Here is a 19,065-nt window from a genome sequence, read left to right as displayed (position 1 = left end):
CGGGAGAGGAGGAAGGGGGCGGGGATGAGAGGAGGCGCTTAATCCCGGTCCACTTCTTCCGGAGCCACCGGCGGAATGTCCTTGCCGCCTTCTTCCAGCAAAGCCCGCACTTTGAGCGGAAGGCCGAACAGGTGGATGAATCCGGCGGCGTCGCTGTGATCGTAGACCAGCGAATGGCCGAAAGTGGCGAATTCCTCGCGGTACAAGCTGAACGGACTCGAGCGCCGCTCCACGATCAGGTTGCCCTTGTAGAGTTTGAGCACAATCGATCCCGTCACGTGCTCCTGCGTGCGGTCGAGGTAGGCCTGCAGATCCTCGCGCAGCGGCGTGAACCACTGGCCGAAATACACCAGCTCGGCGTAGCGCAGGGCGGCCCGTTCCTTTTCGTGCTGGGTCTCCCGGTCAAGGGTGATGCTTTCCAATTCGCGGTGGGCTGCGACCAGGATCGTCCCGCCGGGGGTTTCGTAGATCCCGCGGGATTTCATCCCCACCAGCCGGTTCTCCACCAGATCGACCCGGCCGACACCGTTGCGTCCGCCGATCTCGTTCAGGCTTTCGATGAGTTTGGCGCCGGAAAGCTTCTTGCTGTTCAACGAAACCGGGTTGCCTTTCTCGAAGCCGATTTCCACGAATTCCGGAGCATCCGGCGCCTTTTCGGGGGAAACCGTCAACTGGAAGAGGTCCTCCTCCGGGGCATTGGCGAGGTTTTCGAGCGGCCCGCCCTCGTGGGATAGGTGCCACAGATTGCGGTCTCGGCTGTAGAGCGATTTTCCCGTCGTATCCGGGAGGGCGATCCCGCGCGTTTTTGCGTAGGCTACCGCATCCTCCCGCGAGCGGATGTCCCACTCGCGCCAGGGTGCGATCACCTTCAAGCGCGGGTTGAGCGCGGTGTAGGTAAGCTCGAAGCGCACCTGGTCGTTGCCCTTGCCGGTGCAGCCGTGGGCGACGGCGTCGGCGCCGGTTTGCTCCGCCGCCAACACCTGATGCTTGGCGATCAACGGCCGGGCAATGGACGTGCCCAGCAGGTACTTGCCTTCGTAGACCGCGCCCGAGCGCACCAGCGGGAAGATGTACTCCCGCGCGAATTCCTCACGCAGATCCTTCGAGATCAGCTTGCCGGCGCCGGATTCCCTGGCGCGCCTCTCGAGCGAGGCGGTCTCGCCGACACCCTGGCCGATGTCGGCGGTGAAGCAGATCACCTCGCAGCCGTAGGTTTCCTTCAGCCAGGTGACGATGATCGAGGTGTCCAACCCGCCGGAGTAGGCGAGGACCACTTTCTTGGCCAAGTTTCTTTCCATCAAGAACTCCTTCCTCCCGCCGCGTAAAAAAAGCCCTCCGGGATCCGGAGGGCTTTTTTATTCAATCCCTATGCTTGTCCGCATGCGGCCAAGCGCAATCAGCCCACCTTCCCGTTTTCCGGGTGGAAGAGCGGACGACGAGCGCGAGGCTTGAGCGAAATGGCATCCATAGCGAACGTGCAGATTTTACCGGACTCGCCATTCGATGTCAAGGCGGCGGGGGGGATATAATACGCCCCGGTCTGAGGCTCAGTCCGAAAGGAGACCGCCATGCGAATCGCCCTGGATGCAATGGGGTCCGACAACTACCCCCGTCCGGACGTGGAAGGCGCGGTGATGGCCGCGCGCGAGTACGGCGAGGAGATCCTGCTGGTCGGCGATGAGCAAGCCGTTCGCCCGGTTCTGGATTCGTTCTCCCCCGGCGGCCTGCCGATCCGCCTGGTCCACGCCCCCGAAATGATGACCATGAACGAGAAGGGGCTGGCGCTGGCGCTCAAGGCCAAACAAAAAGAACCCAAGACTTCGATGGCGGTCGGCGTGGACCTGGTCAAACAAGGCCAGGCCGACGCCTTCGTGACGATGGGCAACACGGGCGCGGCGGCGGCGGTGGCCTTCTTCCGGCTCGGCATGCTGCCCGGAATCGAACGCCCGGCGCTCGCCCCCGCCTTCCCGACCCGCACGGGTTTCTGCGTGGTCCTCGACATCGGGATCAATCCGGACCTGCAGCCGAAAAACCTGTTCGAATTCGCCGTGATGGGATCGGCCTACGCACAAGCCGTGCGCGGGGTGGAGCGTCCGCGCGTGGCTTTGCTTTCGAACGGCGAAGAAACCGGCAAGGGCAACTTTCTGGTCCGCGAAGCCACCCCGCTGCTGCAGGCCGGCGGTTTGAACTTCATCGGCAACGCCGAGCCCAAGGAAGTGTACGCCGGAAGCGTGGACGTCCTGGTCACCGACGGCTTCTCCGGAAACGTCTTCCTGAAATCCTCGGAGGCGGTGGCCAAGCTGATCGTCGACACGATCAAGGAAAAAATCCTGGCCGGGTCCGTGACGGTCAAGCTGGGCGGCGCGCTGGTCAAACCCGCGCTGAGCAGCATCCGCAAGCTGTTGGATCCGAGCGAGGAAGGGGCGGCGCCGCTGCTCGGCGTGAATGGGCTGGTGTTCATCGGCCACGGCCGCTCGGACGCCCTGGCGGTGAAGAACGCCGTCCGCGTCGCGATCGGCGCCGCAAAATCCGGCATGCAGGATCTTATCCGCACGGAGATCTCCCGCCTGGGGGCGGGGCTTCCGGCGGTATCCTAAGGAGAAAAGCATGACCAATCCGCGACCCCGGGTGGTGATCACCGGAATGGGGGCGATCACCCCGCTCGGCCTCACCGTACCCGAACTGTGGCAAGGGCTGTTGGAGGGCCGCTCGGGCATCTCCCGGATCAGCCAGTTCGACGCCGGTTTTCTTCCGTGCCAGATCGCCGGCGAAGTGAAGGGATTCGATCCCGGCCGCTATATCAATATTAAAGAAGCGCGTCGAATGGCTCGCTGTTCCCAATTCGTCCTGTCCACCGCACAGGAGGCGTTGCGGGCCGCCGGATTGGAGGGCGGCTTTCCGGATCCGGAGCGGGTCGGCGTCCTGCTCGGTACCGCGGTCGGCGGATGGGACCGGATGGCCGAAGGGCTGAAGGTGATGTGGAACCAGGGATACCTTAAGGTCAACCCGTTCATCCCGCCTTCGTCGATTCCGAACATGCCGGGCCATCACCTTTCGCAAAAATATCAGGCGCTCGGCCCGCTGAACACCGTCCCCACCGCCTGCGCGGCGGGGACCCAGGCGATCGGGGAAGCCGCCGAACTCGTCCGGCGCGGGGCGGCCGACATCGTCCTCACCGGCGGCGTGGAGGCCCTGGTGGTGGATTTCATGATCGCCTCGTTTTGCGTGATGCGCGCCCTGCCGGTGAACTTCAACGATTTCCCCGAGCGCGCCTCGCGCCCCTTCACCCGCGACCGCGAGGGTTTCGTGTTTTCCGAGGGTTGCGCCATCCTGGTCGTCGAATCGCTCGAAAGCGCGCGGGAGCGCGGCGCCCCGATCGTCGCCGAAATCCTCGGGCAATCCTCCTCCTCCGATGCCTTCCACATCGCCGCGCCGGATCCTACCAGCAAGGGCGCGGTGCGGGCCATCCGCTGGGCCTTGGCGGACGCCGGCATCACCCCCGAGCAGGTGGATTACATCAACGCCCACGGCACCTCGACCCCGGCCAACGACCTGATGGAAACCAACGCCATCAAGCAGGTGTTCGGCGAACGCGCCAAACGGATCCCCGTCTCCTCGACCAAGTCGATGATCGGCCACCCGCTGGGCGCCGCCGGCGCCATCGAGGCGGTCGCCTGCGCCTTGACCCTGCGGGACGGGATGATCCATCCGACCATCAATTACGACAACCCCGATCCGGAGTGCGACTTGGACTACGTGCCGAACGTCAAGCGCCCGGCCGATGTCCGGATCGCACTCTCCAATTCCTTCGGCCTGGGCGGCCAGAACGCCTGCCTGGTCCTGCGCAGATGGGAGGAAGAGTGAGGAAGATCAGCAATCCCGCAATGCTTAAACGCAACAAGCAGATCGGCACCTACGGCCAGCTGGGCGGGATGGGGCTCCTCGGCGCCGCGGTCGTGGTGAGTTTTCTGTGGCCGGAACGGATCGACCTGATGTACCTCGGAATGATCAGCGGATTCATCCTGGCCAGCGTCGGCAATACCTTCACCAACCGCTGGGGCCGCACCCCCCCCCCCGACCAAGCCATCGACGACGTGCTCAAAGGGCTGGACGACCGCCACACGATCGTGCACTTCCGGCTGGGGGCCGAGCACGCCCTCTTTACGCCGAACGGGATCGTCGCGATCCTAGCCAAGTACGAACGCGGGCGGATTTCCTTCGATGGCAAAAAGTGGCGCCAGACGGGCGTTTCCGGCTTTATGAAATTCTTCGGCATGGAGGTGCTAGGCGATCCGGTTTCCGACTCGGAATTCGAGGCCGAGAACCTGACCCGCAAACTGCGGAAAATCCTCAAGACCGAATCCTTGCCTCCCGTCCAGGCGCTGATCGCCTTCGTCAACGACAAAACCCGGGTCGAGGCCGATTCCTCGCCCGTCCCCGCATTGCACGCCTCCAAGGTCAAGGAACACATCCGCCACCTGCCCAAGAACCCGACCCTTCCGCCGGACCAATTTCGGCAAGTGTTAGAATATCTCGGCGAGAAAGCCTGACCGCCGGACCCGCGCCTTCGCGGCGAAAATTTTCCCCAACAAGGAGAAACGAACCGTGGCCTACAAAATTTCCGACGACTGCCTGAGCTGCGGGGTTTGTGAACCGGAATGCCCCAACCAGGCGATCAGCATGGGGGACGCGCATTACGAAATCAATCCGGACCGGTGCACGGAATGCGTCGGCTTTTTCGATCAGCCGCAGTGCGCGTCGGTCTGCCCCAACGAGGCGATCGGCCCGGATCCGGACCGCAGGGAATCCAAAGAGGAGCTCCTGGCCAAGAAGAACCGGCTGCACCCGTAAGGCGGATTCTTGGCATCCGTTTTCCATGCCCCGCGGGCGGCCATCGGCCGCTCGCGCATTTTTAGTTCGTGGATGTTTTTTCCTTCCCATCCCGCTCGCAGGGCGGGATGACATTCGGGGAAAAACTACGCAGAGTTATACCCCCTCTTCCGGGTCCCAGCATCCGCCCGGCTCCTGCGGCTTGCACGGCGCCGAGCGGATGATGTAGCTTTCAAAGGAAAAATGCCTTTCTTGATCTTCGTTCGATACGGCGAGGATCTCCTCTGCAACACCCGGTTCTCGGCCGTTGCCGCGGTCGAAGGCAGCGGCTTTCATCCAAAAGCTGACGCCGATGTACCATTCCCCCGGCAGGTCGAGCGGGATCCCGCGCATCGTGATAGTGTATAGAAATAATTTGTCGTTAAACAAACCATCCTCTGAGAAGTTGCAGATTCTTTCAACCCCCGCCAGGGCGGTCAGCCCGGCGTCCATCTCGGTCCGGTTTTGCCCGGCCACGCATGCGCCCACCTCCACCAGCGCGATCGCCGGATATTGCATCTCGCTTCGGAACGAGAGAGGCATCCGCGTCCCGACGAGATACGATTTGGCGTCGGACTCCAGGAAAAGGCAATCCTTGTTCTTCTCGAGAAATTCAGCAGCGGCTTCGGGATCGGAGACCCCCGCATTTCGACAACCGGCATATCGCCCGGCCGGGCGGCGATGACCGCCCATTGGTCCGGGTAGAGATAATGAAGAACCGGATTTTTAGAGTCGGAGAGATAAGGTCCGGGGCCAGGCAGATCCCGTGCGGGATGAATTGGGGAAAAGGACCATCCCGTTCAACCTCCCCCGCGCCCCTCCCCGTGTTGTGCGGAACGGGAGAGGGGAGACGTCCAGAGCGTCACAAGGGACAGGCGGAAGTGGCATGGACGGAAAAAGGTTTATTCCAGAGCTGCCTCTGCCCGGCTGATTATTTTGCCGCACGCCTCCAAATTCAATCCGCTTTTTCCCTCCGCCATCCGGCTTCCCGTCCCTGCGCTTCGGGACAGGCTTCCCAGCCCCATATAAACGGATGAAGGATTGTATCCGTTCGAAGCCACCGACCTTGAGCGATGGACTGGGAGAATGCATCCCGGAACGTCCGTCCCGAGCGAAGCGAGGGACAGTGACGGGAGGGCGGGATGAGGGCGGCACGGTTGAGTTGTTGGGGGAAAAAAATATATTTCGGATGCGCTCGCGCCGTTTTCAATCACCGCGTTTCGGGGTACGATTGCGGAAACGGGAGGGCCCGGATGATTGCGGAAATCATAGCCATCGGCAACGAACTGCTGCTGGGAGAGATCGCCGACACGAACACCCAATGGATCGCCCGCACGCTGCGCGAAGAGGGGATCGAAGTCCGGCGCGCGACCGCCGTCGGCGACCACCTCGAGCGGATCGCGGCCGCCTTTCGGGAAGCCGCCGAACGGTCCGATGCCGTCATCGCCACCGGCGGACTGGGGCCGACCGTGGACGATCCGACCCGTGACGCCGCGGCCGAAGCCGCCGGCGTGGGGCTCGTTTTCCAGCCCGAACTCTGGGAGGAAATCCGGGACCGGTTCCGGATCCTCGGCCGCGCCCCCACCGATAACAATCGCAAGCAGGCGCAACTGCCGCAGGGCGCCGAGGCCCTTTCGAATCCATTCGGAACCGCCCCCGGTTTCGCCCTGGAGATCGGCCGCGCGGTTCTGTTCGCGGTTCCCGGGGTGCCGAGCGAGATGGAGGCGATGATCCGCGAGGGGGTCCTGCCCGCCCTGCGCCGCCGCGGCGGCGGGCCGGCGGTCATCCGCAAGCGGGTCCTGCACGTAGTCGGTTTGGGGGAATCGCAGATCGACGAGCGGATCGGCCGCTGGGAAAGCATGGAAAATCCGATCGTGGGGCTGAATGCGCACGCCGGCCTGACCGACGTCCGCATCGTCTCGCGGGCCGCGGTCGAGTCGGAAGCGCTTGCGGTGATCTCCGCCGCGGAGAGCGACATCCGTTCCGCCCTCCGCGGATACGTCGTCGGCGCCGACGAACAGACTTTGGCCGGTGCGGTCCTCGGCCTGCTGCCGCCGGGGGCGGCGCTTGCCAGCGTAGAATCCGGGACCGCGGGCGCGTTGGCGGCTTTGCTGGAAGCCGAGGAATCGGAGCGCTACCTCGGCGGCCGGATCCTCGGCGCCGCCGGCGGGAGCCGGGAGCTGGCGGAACGGACCCGCGGGGTTCAAGCGGATCTCCGCGCGACCCACGCCGTCGGCCTGGCCGTTCTCCCCGCCAAACGCTGCTTTCGGTCGGAATACGTCATCCGCTGCGGGGATGCGGTGGAGCGGAAGGTTCGGACCCATTTGATCCCGCGCCCGTTGGCCTGCCGCTGGGCCGCCACTGTCGCGTTGACCGCCTGTTGGAACCTCCTCAAGGAATCAGCCCAGCCCTGAGCCCCGCCTTGCGCTGCTCCGTCCTCCTAGTTTCCTCGCCTTTCACCTGATCAATCTTACTTCGCCTTCGACTCAGACACAGGCTTTCCCCTCTCCCGGCATACTCCCGCTCGTACAACCTTCGCATCCCCAAAAAACCGATGCCCATCGCGCAGGGCAGGCACCCGGAGAGAGCGGGAAGGGTATAAAAGACGAGGGCGAGGTTGGATAAGGTGAGGATTGCCCAACAGCAGGCTGGTGAAAAAGGGGCAGGATGCCAACAGCCTCTTTCAGCACCCTGGTAGCGCGAAACGGACTGGAAAACCCCTTCGGCGGCCCCTGATCGGATGAAAGAAAATTGCCGCGGATCTTATTCGCCGCTTAGGTCCGGCCGGTTGCCGCCGGCTCGAAGCGGCGGCGTTTTGCCGGATTTTTGCGGCCCTTGACGCGTGTGATAACATGAGAATCGCTTTCACGATCCGCAGTCCAGCGGAACCGCATCCGCAACCCCGGCCGCGGCAAAGGCGAACTCAGGGAACCAACCTTCGAACACCCGCATCGAAACGAAGCTCCCGCTCCGCGTCCACGGTCTTCGGGGCAGAACCGCGGTTCCGCCGCCGGGAAAGGATTTGGTGGCCTCCATGCAGGAAGGATTCCTCGAAGCGACCCCGCCGATCGCGGCGGAACTCACGTTGCCCAGAAGGCTTTCGCGGCTACCGGAGCTTGCCTACAACCTTTGGTGGACCTGGCAGCCGCAGGCCCAGGACCTGTTCAGTCGGATCGATTTCTCGGTGTGGGAGGAGACCCGCCACAACCCGGTCCAATTCCTGCGCAAGGTGAAGCGCCCCCAGCTGAACGCCGCGCTTTCGAACGTCGGCTACATGGAAACCTACGGTCGGGTGATGGAATCCTTTGACCGCTACCTGGACGCCACCGACACCTGGTACCGGCGCGAAAATCCGGACCTGCTGAACCGCCCGATCGCCTACTTTTCCACCGAATACGGCCTGCATGAATCCATTCAGGGCTACGCCGGGGGGCTGGGCGTGCTGGCCGGCGATCTGCTCAAGGAAGCCAGCGACCTCGGAATTCCCATGGTCGGGCTGGGCTTTCTGTACACCCTCGGCTATTTCCGGCAAAGCGTAACGGAAGACGGATGGCAGGAAGCCCTCTATGAACCGCTGGATTTTTCCAACCTTCCGGTTTGGCCGGTGATCGGCCGGGACGGAAAACCGCTCACCGTCAACGTCGCACTCCCCGAACGGGATCTCTCCGCCCGCCTGTGGCAGGTGCGGGTCGGCCGAATCCCCCTCTACCTTCTGGACAGCAACGTCGAATCCAACTCGGAAGCCGACCGCGAACTGACGGCGCGCCTGTACACCAGCGAGGCGGAACAGCGCATCTCGCAGGAGATCATCCTGGGGATCGGCGGGGTGCGCGCTCTGCGCGCGCTGGGCTACAACCCCGCCGCCTGGCACCTCAACGAGGGCCACTCCGCCTTCGCCCTCCTGGAGCGGGCGCGCGAGTACGTCGCCGCCGGGCGGACCTTCGCCGAAGCCCGGGAGATCATCCGCAAGACGACGGTCTTCACCACCCACACGCCGGTCCCGGCCGGGGCCGACGAATTCCCGCTCTTGCTGATGGACAAATTTTTTCCGCAGTATTGGCCCCAGCTCGGGCTCGAGCGGGAAGGGTTCCTCGACATCGCCCGCCACCGACACTCCTGGGGCGAAACCTTCAGCATGCCAGTCCTCGCGCTGCGGATGTCCGACCACGCCAACGGCGTATCGGAACTGCACGGCCGGGTGGCGCGCAAAATGTACAACCACCTTTGGCCGGACCTGCCGGAGGAGAAAGTTCCGATCCGCCACATCACCAACGGGATCCACTCCCAGACCTGGCTGGCCCCGCCGATGGCCTCCCTGTTCGACGAGTTTATGGGGGAGGATTGGCGCGAACGGATCGATCAGCAAGCCGTGTGGGACGGCGTGTGCGAAATTCCCGACAAGCAACTGTGGGAGACGCGGATCCACCTTAAGCAGCGTCTGGTGGCCCACATCCGCGACCGCTCCCGCCAGCAGTGGCTGTCCGGGAAAAAACACCCGGTCCAGATCGTCAACGCCGGCGTGCTGCTCGATCCGAACATGCTGATTATCGGCTTCGCCCGGCGCTTCGCCACCTACAAGCGGGCTGGCTTGCTGTTGCGCCGGCCGGACCGGCTGTTGGCGCTGCTCAACCGCCCGAACATGCCGGTCCAATTCATCTTCGCCGGCAAAGCCCATCCGGCCGACGAACCGGCCAAACGCCTGCTGCAGGACGTCTACCGGTTCGCCAAACGGCACGAGGCCGGCGGACGATTCGTGTTCCTTGAGGATTACGACATCAATCTGGCCCGCTACCTGGTCCAGGGCGCGGACGTGTGGTTGAACACGCCCCTCCGCCCACTGGAAGCCTCCGGCACCTCGGGCCAGAAGGCCGCGCTCAACGGCGTGCTGAACTTCTCGGTCCTCGACGGCTGGTGGCGCGAAGGCTACAACGGGCGCAACGGGTGGGCGATCGGCGACGACAAAGAGAATCAAAACGCCGAAGCGCAGAACGCGGAGGACACCGATTCGCTGTACGCGGTTTTGGAAAACGAGATCATCCCCCTGTATTACGAAAATCGGACGGCGGAAAACATCCCCTCCGAATGGCTCGTGCGGGTCCGCGAATCGGTCCGCACAATTTCGGCGACCTTCAACACCCGGCGGATGCTCAAGGAATACGCCTGCGACCTCTACCTGCCCGCCATCCGGCAGCCGTTCCCGGAGATGGACGATCCGTCTCTGGGAATCCCGACCTAAACGAATCCACGAAGCCCGCCCCAAATCGGCGGACCGGGGGATACGAAGGAGATCGGAAAAACACGAATTTTTGGAACTTGGTGTTGTCGAAAAAGCGGAGCGGCCTTTGGATGAATGAGATCCGGCAGATAATGGGGCGTCATTCCCGCGTGGTTTTAGCGGGAATCCAGGGTCTTTCTGCGGGCACGAATACAAAGTCCCTAGATGCCCGCCAAGAGCTCGCGGGCATGGCGATCGAAAAAATGCATTACTGATCTTATTGGAAAGCCTCCCGGAGAGGGAATTTTTTGCCTTCGTGCCCCGTTTTTATTCGCGCCCGTCGTGGATTCCTACTCCCCCACGCCGGTCTTGCCGAACTCGACCCTAAGGGTATCCCCGTCGAGGACGGCGGTCGAAGTATCTTCCACCACCCCGATCCAGGTGACTCCCGGCCGCAGGGCAAACGGGCCGTCCTGACCGTAAAACAGGATGGGGCGTTCGATGTTCGGGAGGCGCCAGATGCCTTCCTCCATCATCCCGTCGCGGAAGAGGAGCGCCTTCCCGCCGCCGAACAATTCCAATTCATAAATCTCCCGTTGCTGCCTGCGGATGTAATTCGCGTAGAGCACGATCACGTTCGAAACCGACAGCTGTTCGCCGGTCAGCCGGTCCGTCTGGGGAGCCATGTCCCGGTTTCCCTTATCGGTTTCCGACCAGCGGTAGTATTTCTTATCCTGCGGGTTGTAGCGCCACTCGGCGAGCGCGTTGTCGGAAACAAACCGCACCCAGACGTTCGACACCGCGCCGCCGCTCATGGGGGGAGGCGCATCGCTGAACTGCATTCCGGCCAAGTCCGGGATCGCGTCCGGGATCTTCAATACCTTGGCCGCCTTGCGCAGTTCGGCCGTGTCTCCGTAGATGCCGTTGATCGGCAGTTCGGAAGGATCGCGGCACAGCGCCGGACAATCCACCGGCCCCACATACAGCAGCCGGCCGCTCATATCCTGAAGCTCCATATACTCCCAGGTCGCCGAGTATTCGGCGCAGAACACCAGCAGCGACTGGTAGGCCCGCATAAACGGAACGTCGATCTTCCTGCCGGAGCGGATCGGGCCGACTTTTTCCACGTCGCGGCTGAGGTATACCGCATGCCAGCGGGTCATTCCGGATTCCTGGTAGAACTCGATCAGCAGGTCGGCATACGAGAGTCCGGCCTGCGGCCTCGCCGAGCGGGGATAACTCGAGACCTTGATCGAAAGCGGCCAGCGCTGCAGGACCGAAAGATCCGGCACGGCAAGCCCGGTGAGCGGATTGATGATTCCAGGCGTTGCGGTCGGCGAGGGGGTGTGAGTCCGATTTACGGTGGGAACAGGGGTTGGGGTGGCCGTGTGAGCGGCCGCGGCCGCGCCCGGCGATTCATTGCCCGAATCCGCCGTCGCCTCCCCCGGGCTTTCCTCCCCCAATCCCCCGCATCCGGCGGCGAACAGCATTGCGAGGATCAAGCCCCGGCGCGCCATCCAACCCCATGCCGCGGACGCGGAAACCCCGCGCCACCCGAGAATCGATTCGCCGCGTCCGTGCAATGTCATCGTTCGATTCCTTTTCTCCGCGCTCTCCCATCCAAGCAATGCTTTTGTACTATGAAACACCGACCGGGAACAGGGAAACACGTACCGTTGCGGGCCGAAAAGCCCGCAACGGCACGTACGGGAAAGGCAATTTTATCCTCGCTTAATGAGTTTTTCCGACCCGGGCATCTGATTAGAGCCGGTTGGTGAACCACCATTCAGTATTGGCCGCGGCCGCGCCGGAAGACCGGTCCCCGAGGATGGCGATGTAGCTCGTGCCCGGATGCAGCGGGAACAACTGGCCGTTGGAATCCACGAACTGCAGGGGCGTGGACGGCCCGCTGCTCTGCCACCGGCCTTGAAGCATGACCCCGTCCCGGTAAAAGTACCCCGGGCCTGACGAGGAAAGGCTCATGTCGAATTGCTCGCCCGCCCCGGTTTTGCCGACGTAAGGAAAAATGTCCACCACCAGGATGATCAGGTTATCGACCGCCAGCTGTTCGCCGGTGGTCCGGTCGGTCAACGGCTCGAGCGCTCCGGCGGCCGTTTCGGAAAAACGCAGGTAGCGGCCGGAGTCAGGATCAAACTTCCACTGGGCCGTAGCCGAAGACGAAAAATAAATCCGCGCTCCGGCCGCGGGGTTCAAGCCGTCGGGGACGGCCGGATCGAACACCAGCCCGTCCAGGACGGGCCGTCCGGAGGCGAGCATCCCCACCCGCCGGGCGTACTTCGTCAACTCGGCGGTGTTGCCGAAGGCGCTGTTTTCCACCTCCTTCACCTCCGGATCCCGGCAGATGGCGGGGCAGGACGCCGGAAATTCGTTGATGGTATCCACCCCGGTCTTGCTGATCTCCACCCACACGGTTTCGAACGCCTGGACGTGGACAAGGATGGCGTCGTAAAGCGGCATGATCCGAGTGTCGAGAACCCGGGCGGAGCGGATCGGGCCGACCTTATCGGAGTCCTGGCCGTAAAACATCGCGATCCAGCGGGTGTTTCCGAACTCGGTGTAGAACTCCCAAAGCAGGTCCGCCTTCGACATTCCGGCCTGAGGCCGTGCGGTGCGCGGGAAGTTGGAGACTTTAATCGCCAGCGGGCGGCGGTTCAAGAGATCCGGATCGGCGACGATTTTTCCGGTCAGCGGATTGACGTTGGAAGGGAACCCCGACGGACCGACGGGATACACCAGAGGGATCGGGGTTTCGGTCGGAGTGGCGGTCGGTTGGGGCGGGATTTCCGTCGGGGTGCTCGTCGGGGAGGATTCGACCGGGAGGAACGGCGTTGCCGAGGATTCCACCGCGGTTCCTGCACCCAAATTGCAGGCCGTTGCCAGGGCGGTCAGGACCAGAGGGAGTCCTCTTTGCAGAAGAATTGCACTGCCTTCGCGCATCCAACACCTCCGTGATCTGCAAACCGCCGGGATTGTACCGCCCGCACTATGTCCGGTCAATCCGCGCGCGCGCTTGTTGACTTGCATGCCTTTTGCCCTATAATTCAACCCTGTGACGCGAATCTCGAACTTATTCCGACTGCAGACTCTGGACAGCCAGACGGATTCGCACGAATCCCGGAAGGCGGAGATCGAGGCCGAGTTAAGGGAGCATCCGGAGTTGGACCGGGTCCGTGCGGAGGAAGCGGCGTTGCGCGCCGAAGTCGAATCCGCTCGCAAAGTCCTGCGAAAAGCGGAAGAGGAAACCCGGCGTCAACAACAGCGGATTGCCGAGACCGACAAAACCCTCTATGGAGGCGGCGTCCGCAATCCAAAGGAACTGCAGGATCTGCAGGAGGAAGCCGCGTCGCTCCGGCGCTACCTGGCGGTGCTCGAGGAACGCCAGCTGCAGGCGATGATCCAATTGGAGGACGGCGAGAAAACGCTCGCCGCGGCGGAGGCGAAAAGCGGGGAGGTGGAAAACCGCCGGAAGGAGCGCGAGGCGCAGCTCCGGAAGGAGCAAGCGGCCGAGCAATCCGCGCTGGCCACCCTCGCCGACCAGCGGGACGCCGTGCTGTCGGCCGTCCCGCCGGAAGACCTTAAGAAGTATTCCGCACTGCGCACGTCGAAGCGCGGAGTGGCGGTCGTCCGCTTGGAGGGCGGTTCGTGCGCCGGGTGCGGAGTGGCCCCCTCCGCGGCGCGAATCGATTCCGCCCGATCCGGCCAGGAGATCGTCTACTGCGGAAACTGCGGGCGGATTCTTTACTTGGGATGAGCATGGCCTTCCTCGGCAATTGGCAATTCGACCCCCTCTCCTTCTGGACCGGCATCCTGCTGGCCGCCGTGGCGGGGTTCTTCCTGTACCGCCTCCGCCATCGTATCGCCGGTTTGCGGGAAGCGATGGGGGAATCCTACCGCACCGCCCTGGAAGCCCTCACCACCACCGCCGCGCAGGGTTATCGCAACGACCTCCTGTTGTGGGCGCAATCCTCGCATATCGTTTCGCACCTGTTTGCACTCGAGGAAATCCTGCTTCCCCCCCGTCTGCTGGTTCCCCCGCTTCCGGTGGATCCGGACCAGCCGCCGGAGTACGACGCCCCGGCCCTCTTTCCCTTTTCCCCGGATTGGCCTCAACTGGCGGAGGCGTTCGGCGGCTCGAACATCCCCGCCAGACACCTGCTGACCCTGAAGACGCACACCCTGCTGGCAGGATTGCCGGGCAGCGGCAAGACAACCGTCCTCGCCGCACTGACCCTGGAGTGGCTGAAACGATCGCTGGAGACCGGCCCCGCCGCGGCCGGCATTCCCCGGGCGCTGTTCTACGCCAACGCGCACGACCTGGCCCTGCCCGGCTCCGGGAAAGACGCCCTGCCACCCCTGGCCGCGGCCGTCCAGCATTATGCCTCCACCCTCTCCTCCTCGCAGATCCCGTCCTATATAAAAGGAAGCCTGCGCGGCGATGCGTCCATCGTCCTACTGGACGCCGTGGACGAACTTCCCTTTCAGGCGCAGGATGCGGTCCGCGAATGGGTCCGCGACTTTATCGCCCAATATCCCAAGACCCGCATGATCGTCACCATCAGCCCCGAGGAAGTGGCGCATTGGCGGCCGATGGGGTTCGCCGTCGCCGCGCCCTCGCCGTGGCTGCCGGCCGACCACCGCCAATTCATGGAACAGTGGGGCGTTCGCTGGCAGGAGCTGGTCGTTTCCGACAGGAAAACCGGCGAAAAGCCGGACCCGGCGCTGCTGATCGGCTGGATCTCCCGCCAAACCCTGGGCCTCTCCCCGCTCGACATCACCCTGCGGATCTGGGCGGCGTTCAGCAGCGACCTGCAGGGAACCACCGGAGCGTCCGACCAGCAGGCCTACATCTCCCGGCATCTGCCGCTGGCCGCCGAGGAAGCCATGGCGCAGGTGGCGCGGGCGATGATCGTCGAGAATTTTTCCGCACCGACCCGCAAGCAAGTGGAAACCGCATTGGCGCTGGCTTGGCCCCACTCCGAGCAGTCCCTGCCCCCGGTGGAGGATTTCTTCGACGCCATGATCGCCCGCGGAATCCTGCGGCGCCGGCCCTCCGGGCGGGTCACCTTCGGCCACCTGGTCATCGCCGCGCGATTCGCGGCGCGAGCCGCGGCCGGGGAAGGCAACCTTTCGGCATTCTTCGCCGAGGCCAAATCCCCGCTGTCGGACCTGACGACGCAGGCGGTGGCCGCCACCACCGACGTGGCGACGCTGGTGTCCGCCCGGTTGAGCCCGATCATCCGCAAGGAAGAAGCGGATGGATCCTCCGGCTCCGGTTCGATGCCCCCGATTGTGGAAGACGGGTGGAAACTGCTGAAAGTCGCTTCCTGGCTGCGGGACGCCCCGCCCACCGCCGGATGGCGGGTGGAAGTGTTCCGCCGGCTGATGAAAACCGTGCGCACCGCCAGCCAGCCGTTCCCGCTGCGGGCGCGGGCGCTGTGCGCTTTCCTCAACAGCCGCGACACCTCGGCCACCCAGCTGTTCCGGCAGATCCTCTCGACGGAGGATTCCGACCGCGAGGCGCAGATCCTGGCCGCGCTCGGCCTGGGCGCGATGGCGGACCAAAGCGCGGTGGAATTGCTCGCCAAACAGTTGGAATCCGATTCCCGGGAATTGCGCTGGGCGGGAGCGCTGGCCCTCGGCCACATCGCCACCCACGCGGCGATCGACACGCTCGGCCAGGTTCTGCTGCAGGGCGAGGACGACCTGCGCCGCGCCGTCGCCGAGGCGCTCGCGCTCGATCCGATCGAAGGCCATGGGATTTTACGCGAGGCGATCCAGGACGCGGAATTGCTTGTCCGCCGGGCGGCGGTGTTCGGCTTGTCGCGCTCCGGACAGCCCTGGGCCCTGGAAATCCTCGAACGGGTGCAAATCGAAGACGGGCAGTGGGCGGTGAAATCGGCGGCCGCGCAGGCGGTGGAGAAGCTTCATGGCGAAGCCGACAATCCCCTGGCCGTGATCCCCCAGCCCGCCAGCCTGCCGTGGCTGGTGGCGTTTGCGGCGGAGCGCAAAACCGGCTTGGCGCCCGGCCTTCCGGCACTGGCAATGCTGCAGCGGGCGCTCCGCGAGGGCGAGCCGCGCCAGCGCGCGGCCGCGGTGGAAACCCTCGCCCACCTGGGAGACCCCGAATTCATCCCGGACCTTTGCATGGGCCTAAGCGACAACGAAAGCTTCGTGCGCAGCCTGGCCTTCGAAGGATTGTGGTCTCTGCGGACGAGGCACGAGGCCTCCGCACAGGAATGACGCGCGGCCGGACCGGCGGCGCCGGAATCCGGACGGCATCCCCCTTGGAAGCCCAAGCCGCGGCGCAGCCGCATTCCCGCCGGTGCGGAAGGAGTGCGTGATCCCCAAGAAAGGGATCCTTTCCATGGCATTTCCCATTCGTGATATCGAAGCCTTCTTCATCAGTCCGCCGGGCATCCTTGTGTACCGCGGATCCATCCTGCTGATCACCCTGCTCTCGGCGGCTTTGTTCCTGGCGAAAAAGCCGCGCCGGGAATGGGGCCGCGGCCTCTTGCTTTCGTTTGGGTTGCTGCTGCTGCAGGGCGCGGGGTTGGCCGCGGATCTGCTTGGCCCCCTGTGGAACGCGCCGTCCCTCCAAGTCGCGCTGGCCGACGTCGGCCGGGCGCTTGAACTGATGAGCTTCAGCGGGCTGGCTTGGTTTTTCCTTTTCCCGCGCCGCCACAAATCCGCAGACATCCTGACCGCCGTTTGGCTGGCGCTGATCCTGCTCGCCGCCGGCGGGACCGGTGCGTACCTCTATCTATACCCGATCGGCGGAGCGTTCAACGGTCACCTGCTGTCCTTTATCTGGGACGTCACCCGCTGGATTCATCTTGGCGTCGCGCTCGCGCTCCTGATGGTTCGCCGGCCGGGCGGCTGGGGACTGTCGTTCGCCGCGCTGCTGCTGTTCCTCTCCGGCGTGACCCTGCAAATGGCCCTCGGCGACGCCTCCACGAATTTACCGGGGCTTGCCCGGCTGTGCGATCTGCTGGCCTACCCCCTGGCGGCGATGCGACTCGGATATTCAGCCGCGGCCGGCGCGTCCGTCGCGATCGGCGGCAGTCCGGCCCGCCAAATCCGCCTGGCCGGCTCGGAATCCGCCCCCGCCCTCTCGGATCTGCTCCTGACCATCTCGCCGCAGGATCTTCCGCAAGCCATCACGGCCTGGCTCTGCAGCGCCATGCGGGCGGAAGCCGCGTATTTCGTCGCTTCCAGCGAGAACGGGGACGGCGTGGAATTCATTTCCGGGTACGACGGCGTGAATTCGCAGACCCTTCCCGCTTTTATCCTCACCTCCGACGCCATCCCCCAGCTTCATTTTGCCGTTTCCGGCCGCCAAACGATGCGTTTGGGAAAAGAAGAAGCGGAGAATTCGCTCCCGGGAATCGCCCGGGAGGCTCAACTGCCGCAAACCGGAGCCGCGCTCTATGCTCCGCTGCCGCTCGGCGACGAAGCCGCGATGGGGATCCTGCTGTTGGCGTGCTTTTCCGGCGAAGAATGGCGCGAGGAGGACGAAGCCGCCGCCCAGGCGTTCGCCCAGGCCTGCAGTGCATCGCTTCAACAGATGCACAGCCGCAACGTCCTCGAGCAGGGGCTGGATGAAGCCCGGCAGGAGGCCGCGCGCTTGCAGGGGGAAAGTGAAGGCCTGCAGGCGGAACGGATGAATCTGGAAACCCGCTTGGAACAGGCGGAGCAGGAATGGCGCAAGGAACGCGAACGCGCCGAGGGTTTGGCGTCGTTGGTGCAGAGTCAGGATGCGGCGGCCGCGGCAGTCCCGCTCCCCGCCGCCGGGACCGATGCGGAAAGGCAGTGGATGCTGGCGATCCAGCAAAAGGACGGATGGATCGCGCGGCTGCAGGAGGAGTTGGAAACCACCCGCTCCGAGCTGATCGCCGCCCAGCGCGAAGCCGCCCAGTTCAAGGAATCCGCGGCGGCCGCGGATTCCGCGCGCGACGAGAACCGGCGCTTGCAGGATGAACTCCAGCAGATCGAGGCCGCAACGGGATCAGCCCCCGCCTCCGGGGAGGACTCCGGCGGCGTGGAAACCGCCCGCTTGCGCAACGCGCTGGCCGAATCCGAGAAGAAGTTCCAGGTGGAAGTCACCCGGCTGCAGAATGAACTGCGCAAGACGCTTACCGAATACGCTCATTTGCAGTCGGCGCTGCTGCAGCCGCCCCCGCCGCCGGAGGAAGGGAAGAAGCTGACGTTCGGAGCCGATGCCGGCATGGTCACCGGCCTGATCTCGGAGATCCGCCAGCCGTTTTCCTCAATGGTGGGCTACACCGACCTGCTGCTTTCCGAATCGGCCGGGATCCTCGGCGGCATGCAGCGCAAGTTTCTGGACCGCATCCGCGCCAGCATCACCCGCACCGAAGCGCTGTTTGAGGACCTGCTCCAACTCCTGTTGCTGCCGGAGAAAATCGCCGCCCCGCGGATGCAGCCGGTGGACGTGGCCAGCATCATCGACGGCGCGATCACGGGGGTGAGCGAGACCGTCCGCGAGAAGAACCTCGTCCTGCGGATGGACATCGACGAAGAGATGCCGCCGGTCGAGGTCGACCGCGACGCGATGCAGCAGATCCTCAACCACTTGGTGCAGAACGCCGTGCTGATCACGCCGCCGGAGAAGGAGGTCGTGGTCACCACCCATACCCCGCTGGCGGACCAGAACCAGCAGCTGGCCTTGCTGATCACGGTCAAAGACAGCGGGCCGGGGATCGCCGCCGAGGATCAGCCGCGGGTGTTCACCCGGCTTTACCGGACGGAAGGCCCGTTGATCGAAGGCCTGGGCGACACCGGGGTGGGGATGGCCGTGGTGCGAACCCTCACCGAAGCCATGGGGGGGCGGATCTGGCTGGAAAGCCAAATCGGCCTGGGCACGACGTTTTTCGTGCTGCTTCCGGTCCAAGTTGGGCAGATCCTGCCGCCGGAAGCCGAGGCCCCGCAGGCCGCCGGCTGAG

13 protein-coding genes are annotated in these 19,065 nt (G+C 64.3%); 9 read left to right on the top strand and 4 right to left on the bottom strand.

Annotated elements, in window-relative coordinates; all coding sequences use genetic code 11:
* Positions 1–38: 38 nt before the first annotated feature.
* A complete protein-coding gene (locus JW929_08770; protein ID MBN1439488.1) occupies positions 39–1,298 on the bottom strand; it encodes an argininosuccinate synthase in 1,260 nt (419 codons plus the stop codon).
* Between the two features lie 270 nt (positions 1,299–1,568).
* Here JW929_08770 and plsX point away from each other — a divergent pair, with 270 nt between their 5' ends.
* Genes plsX through JW929_08750 form a run of 4 tightly spaced genes read left to right on the top strand, consistent with a single transcriptional unit; the run spans position 1,569 to position 4,851 of the window.
* Entirely contained in the window at positions 1,569–2,597 is a 1,029-nt protein-coding gene (gene plsX, locus JW929_08765; GenBank protein ID MBN1439487.1) for a phosphate acyltransferase PlsX, read from the top strand.
* Between the two features lie 10 nt (positions 2,598–2,607).
* Positions 2,608–3,864: a beta-ketoacyl-ACP synthase II gene (fabF, locus tag JW929_08760; protein ID MBN1439486.1), complete on the top strand. Its 1,257-nt coding sequence runs from the start codon at positions 2,608–2,610 to the stop codon at positions 3,862–3,864.
* A complete protein-coding gene (locus JW929_08755) occupies positions 3,861–4,550 on the top strand; it encodes an NERD domain-containing protein (GenBank protein ID MBN1439485.1) in 690 nt (229 codons plus the stop codon). The genes fabF and JW929_08755 overlap by 4 nt, the downstream gene beginning before the upstream one ends.
* 55 nt (positions 4,551–4,605) lie before the next feature.
* Positions 4,606–4,851 carry a YfhL family 4Fe-4S dicluster ferredoxin gene (locus JW929_08750; protein ID MBN1439484.1) on the top strand — a complete coding sequence of 82 codons (246 nt, stop codon included), beginning with the start codon at positions 4,606–4,608 and terminating at the stop codon, positions 4,849–4,851.
* A gap of 135 nt (positions 4,852–4,986) precedes the next feature.
* On the opposite strand, the gene JW929_08745 is transcribed toward JW929_08750, so the two are convergent.
* Positions 4,987–5,412: a hypothetical protein gene (locus tag JW929_08745; GenBank protein MBN1439483.1), complete on the bottom strand. Its 426-nt coding sequence runs from the start codon at positions 5,410–5,412 to the stop codon at positions 4,987–4,989.
* Between the two features lie 710 nt (positions 5,413–6,122).
* On the opposite strand from JW929_08745, the gene JW929_08740 reads away from it, so the two are divergent.
* Both JW929_08740 and glgP read left to right on the top strand, forming a co-directional pair.
* A complete protein-coding gene (locus JW929_08740; GenBank protein ID MBN1439482.1) occupies positions 6,123–7,283 on the top strand; it encodes a CinA family nicotinamide mononucleotide deamidase-related protein in 1,161 nt (386 codons plus the stop codon).
* A gap of 611 nt (positions 7,284–7,894) precedes the next feature.
* Entirely contained in the window at positions 7,895–10,105 is a 2,211-nt protein-coding gene (gene glgP / locus JW929_08735) for an alpha-glucan family phosphorylase (GenBank protein ID MBN1439481.1), read from the top strand.
* A 329-nt stretch (positions 10,106–10,434) separates the two neighbouring features.
* Here glgP and JW929_08730 read toward each other — a convergent pair whose 3' ends face one another.
* Positions 10,435–11,673 (bottom strand): DUF3048 C-terminal domain-containing protein, encoded by a 1,239-nt coding sequence (locus JW929_08730; protein ID MBN1439480.1) that lies wholly within the window; start codon positions 11,671–11,673, stop codon positions 10,435–10,437.
* Positions 11,674–11,845: 172 nt separating this feature from the next.
* Complete coding sequence (locus tag JW929_08725) at positions 11,846–13,042, bottom strand: DUF3048 domain-containing protein (GenBank protein MBN1439479.1); 1,197 nt, start codon at positions 13,040–13,042, stop codon at positions 11,846–11,848.
* Between the two features lie 112 nt (positions 13,043–13,154).
* Between JW929_08725 and JW929_08720 the strand changes: the two genes are divergently transcribed.
* From JW929_08720 to JW929_08710, 3 genes are all read left to right on the top strand, one after another.
* Positions 13,155–13,856 (top strand): hypothetical protein, encoded by a 702-nt coding sequence (locus JW929_08720; GenBank protein MBN1439478.1) that lies wholly within the window; start codon positions 13,155–13,157, stop codon positions 13,854–13,856.
* Positions 13,853–16,345 carry a HEAT repeat domain-containing protein gene (locus tag JW929_08715; GenBank protein ID MBN1439477.1) on the top strand — a complete coding sequence of 831 codons (2,493 nt, stop codon included), beginning with the start codon at positions 13,853–13,855 and terminating at the stop codon, positions 16,343–16,345. The genes JW929_08720 and JW929_08715 overlap by 4 nt, the downstream gene beginning before the upstream one ends.
* A gap of 124 nt (positions 16,346–16,469) precedes the next feature.
* The gene (locus JW929_08710; GenBank protein MBN1439476.1) at positions 16,470–19,064 is read left to right on the top strand and encodes a hypothetical protein; all 2,595 of its coding nucleotides are present in this window, start codon (positions 16,470–16,472) and stop codon (positions 19,062–19,064) included.
* Position 19,065: the final 1 nt, after the last annotated feature.

Source organism: Anaerolineales bacterium (genome assembly GCA_016928575.1).
Taxonomy (GTDB): domain Bacteria; phylum Chloroflexota; class Anaerolineae; order Anaerolineales; family RBG-16-64-43; genus JAFGKK01.
Note: the sequence above shows the minus strand (reverse complement) of the source record. Positions and strands in the feature narration are given on the sequence as shown.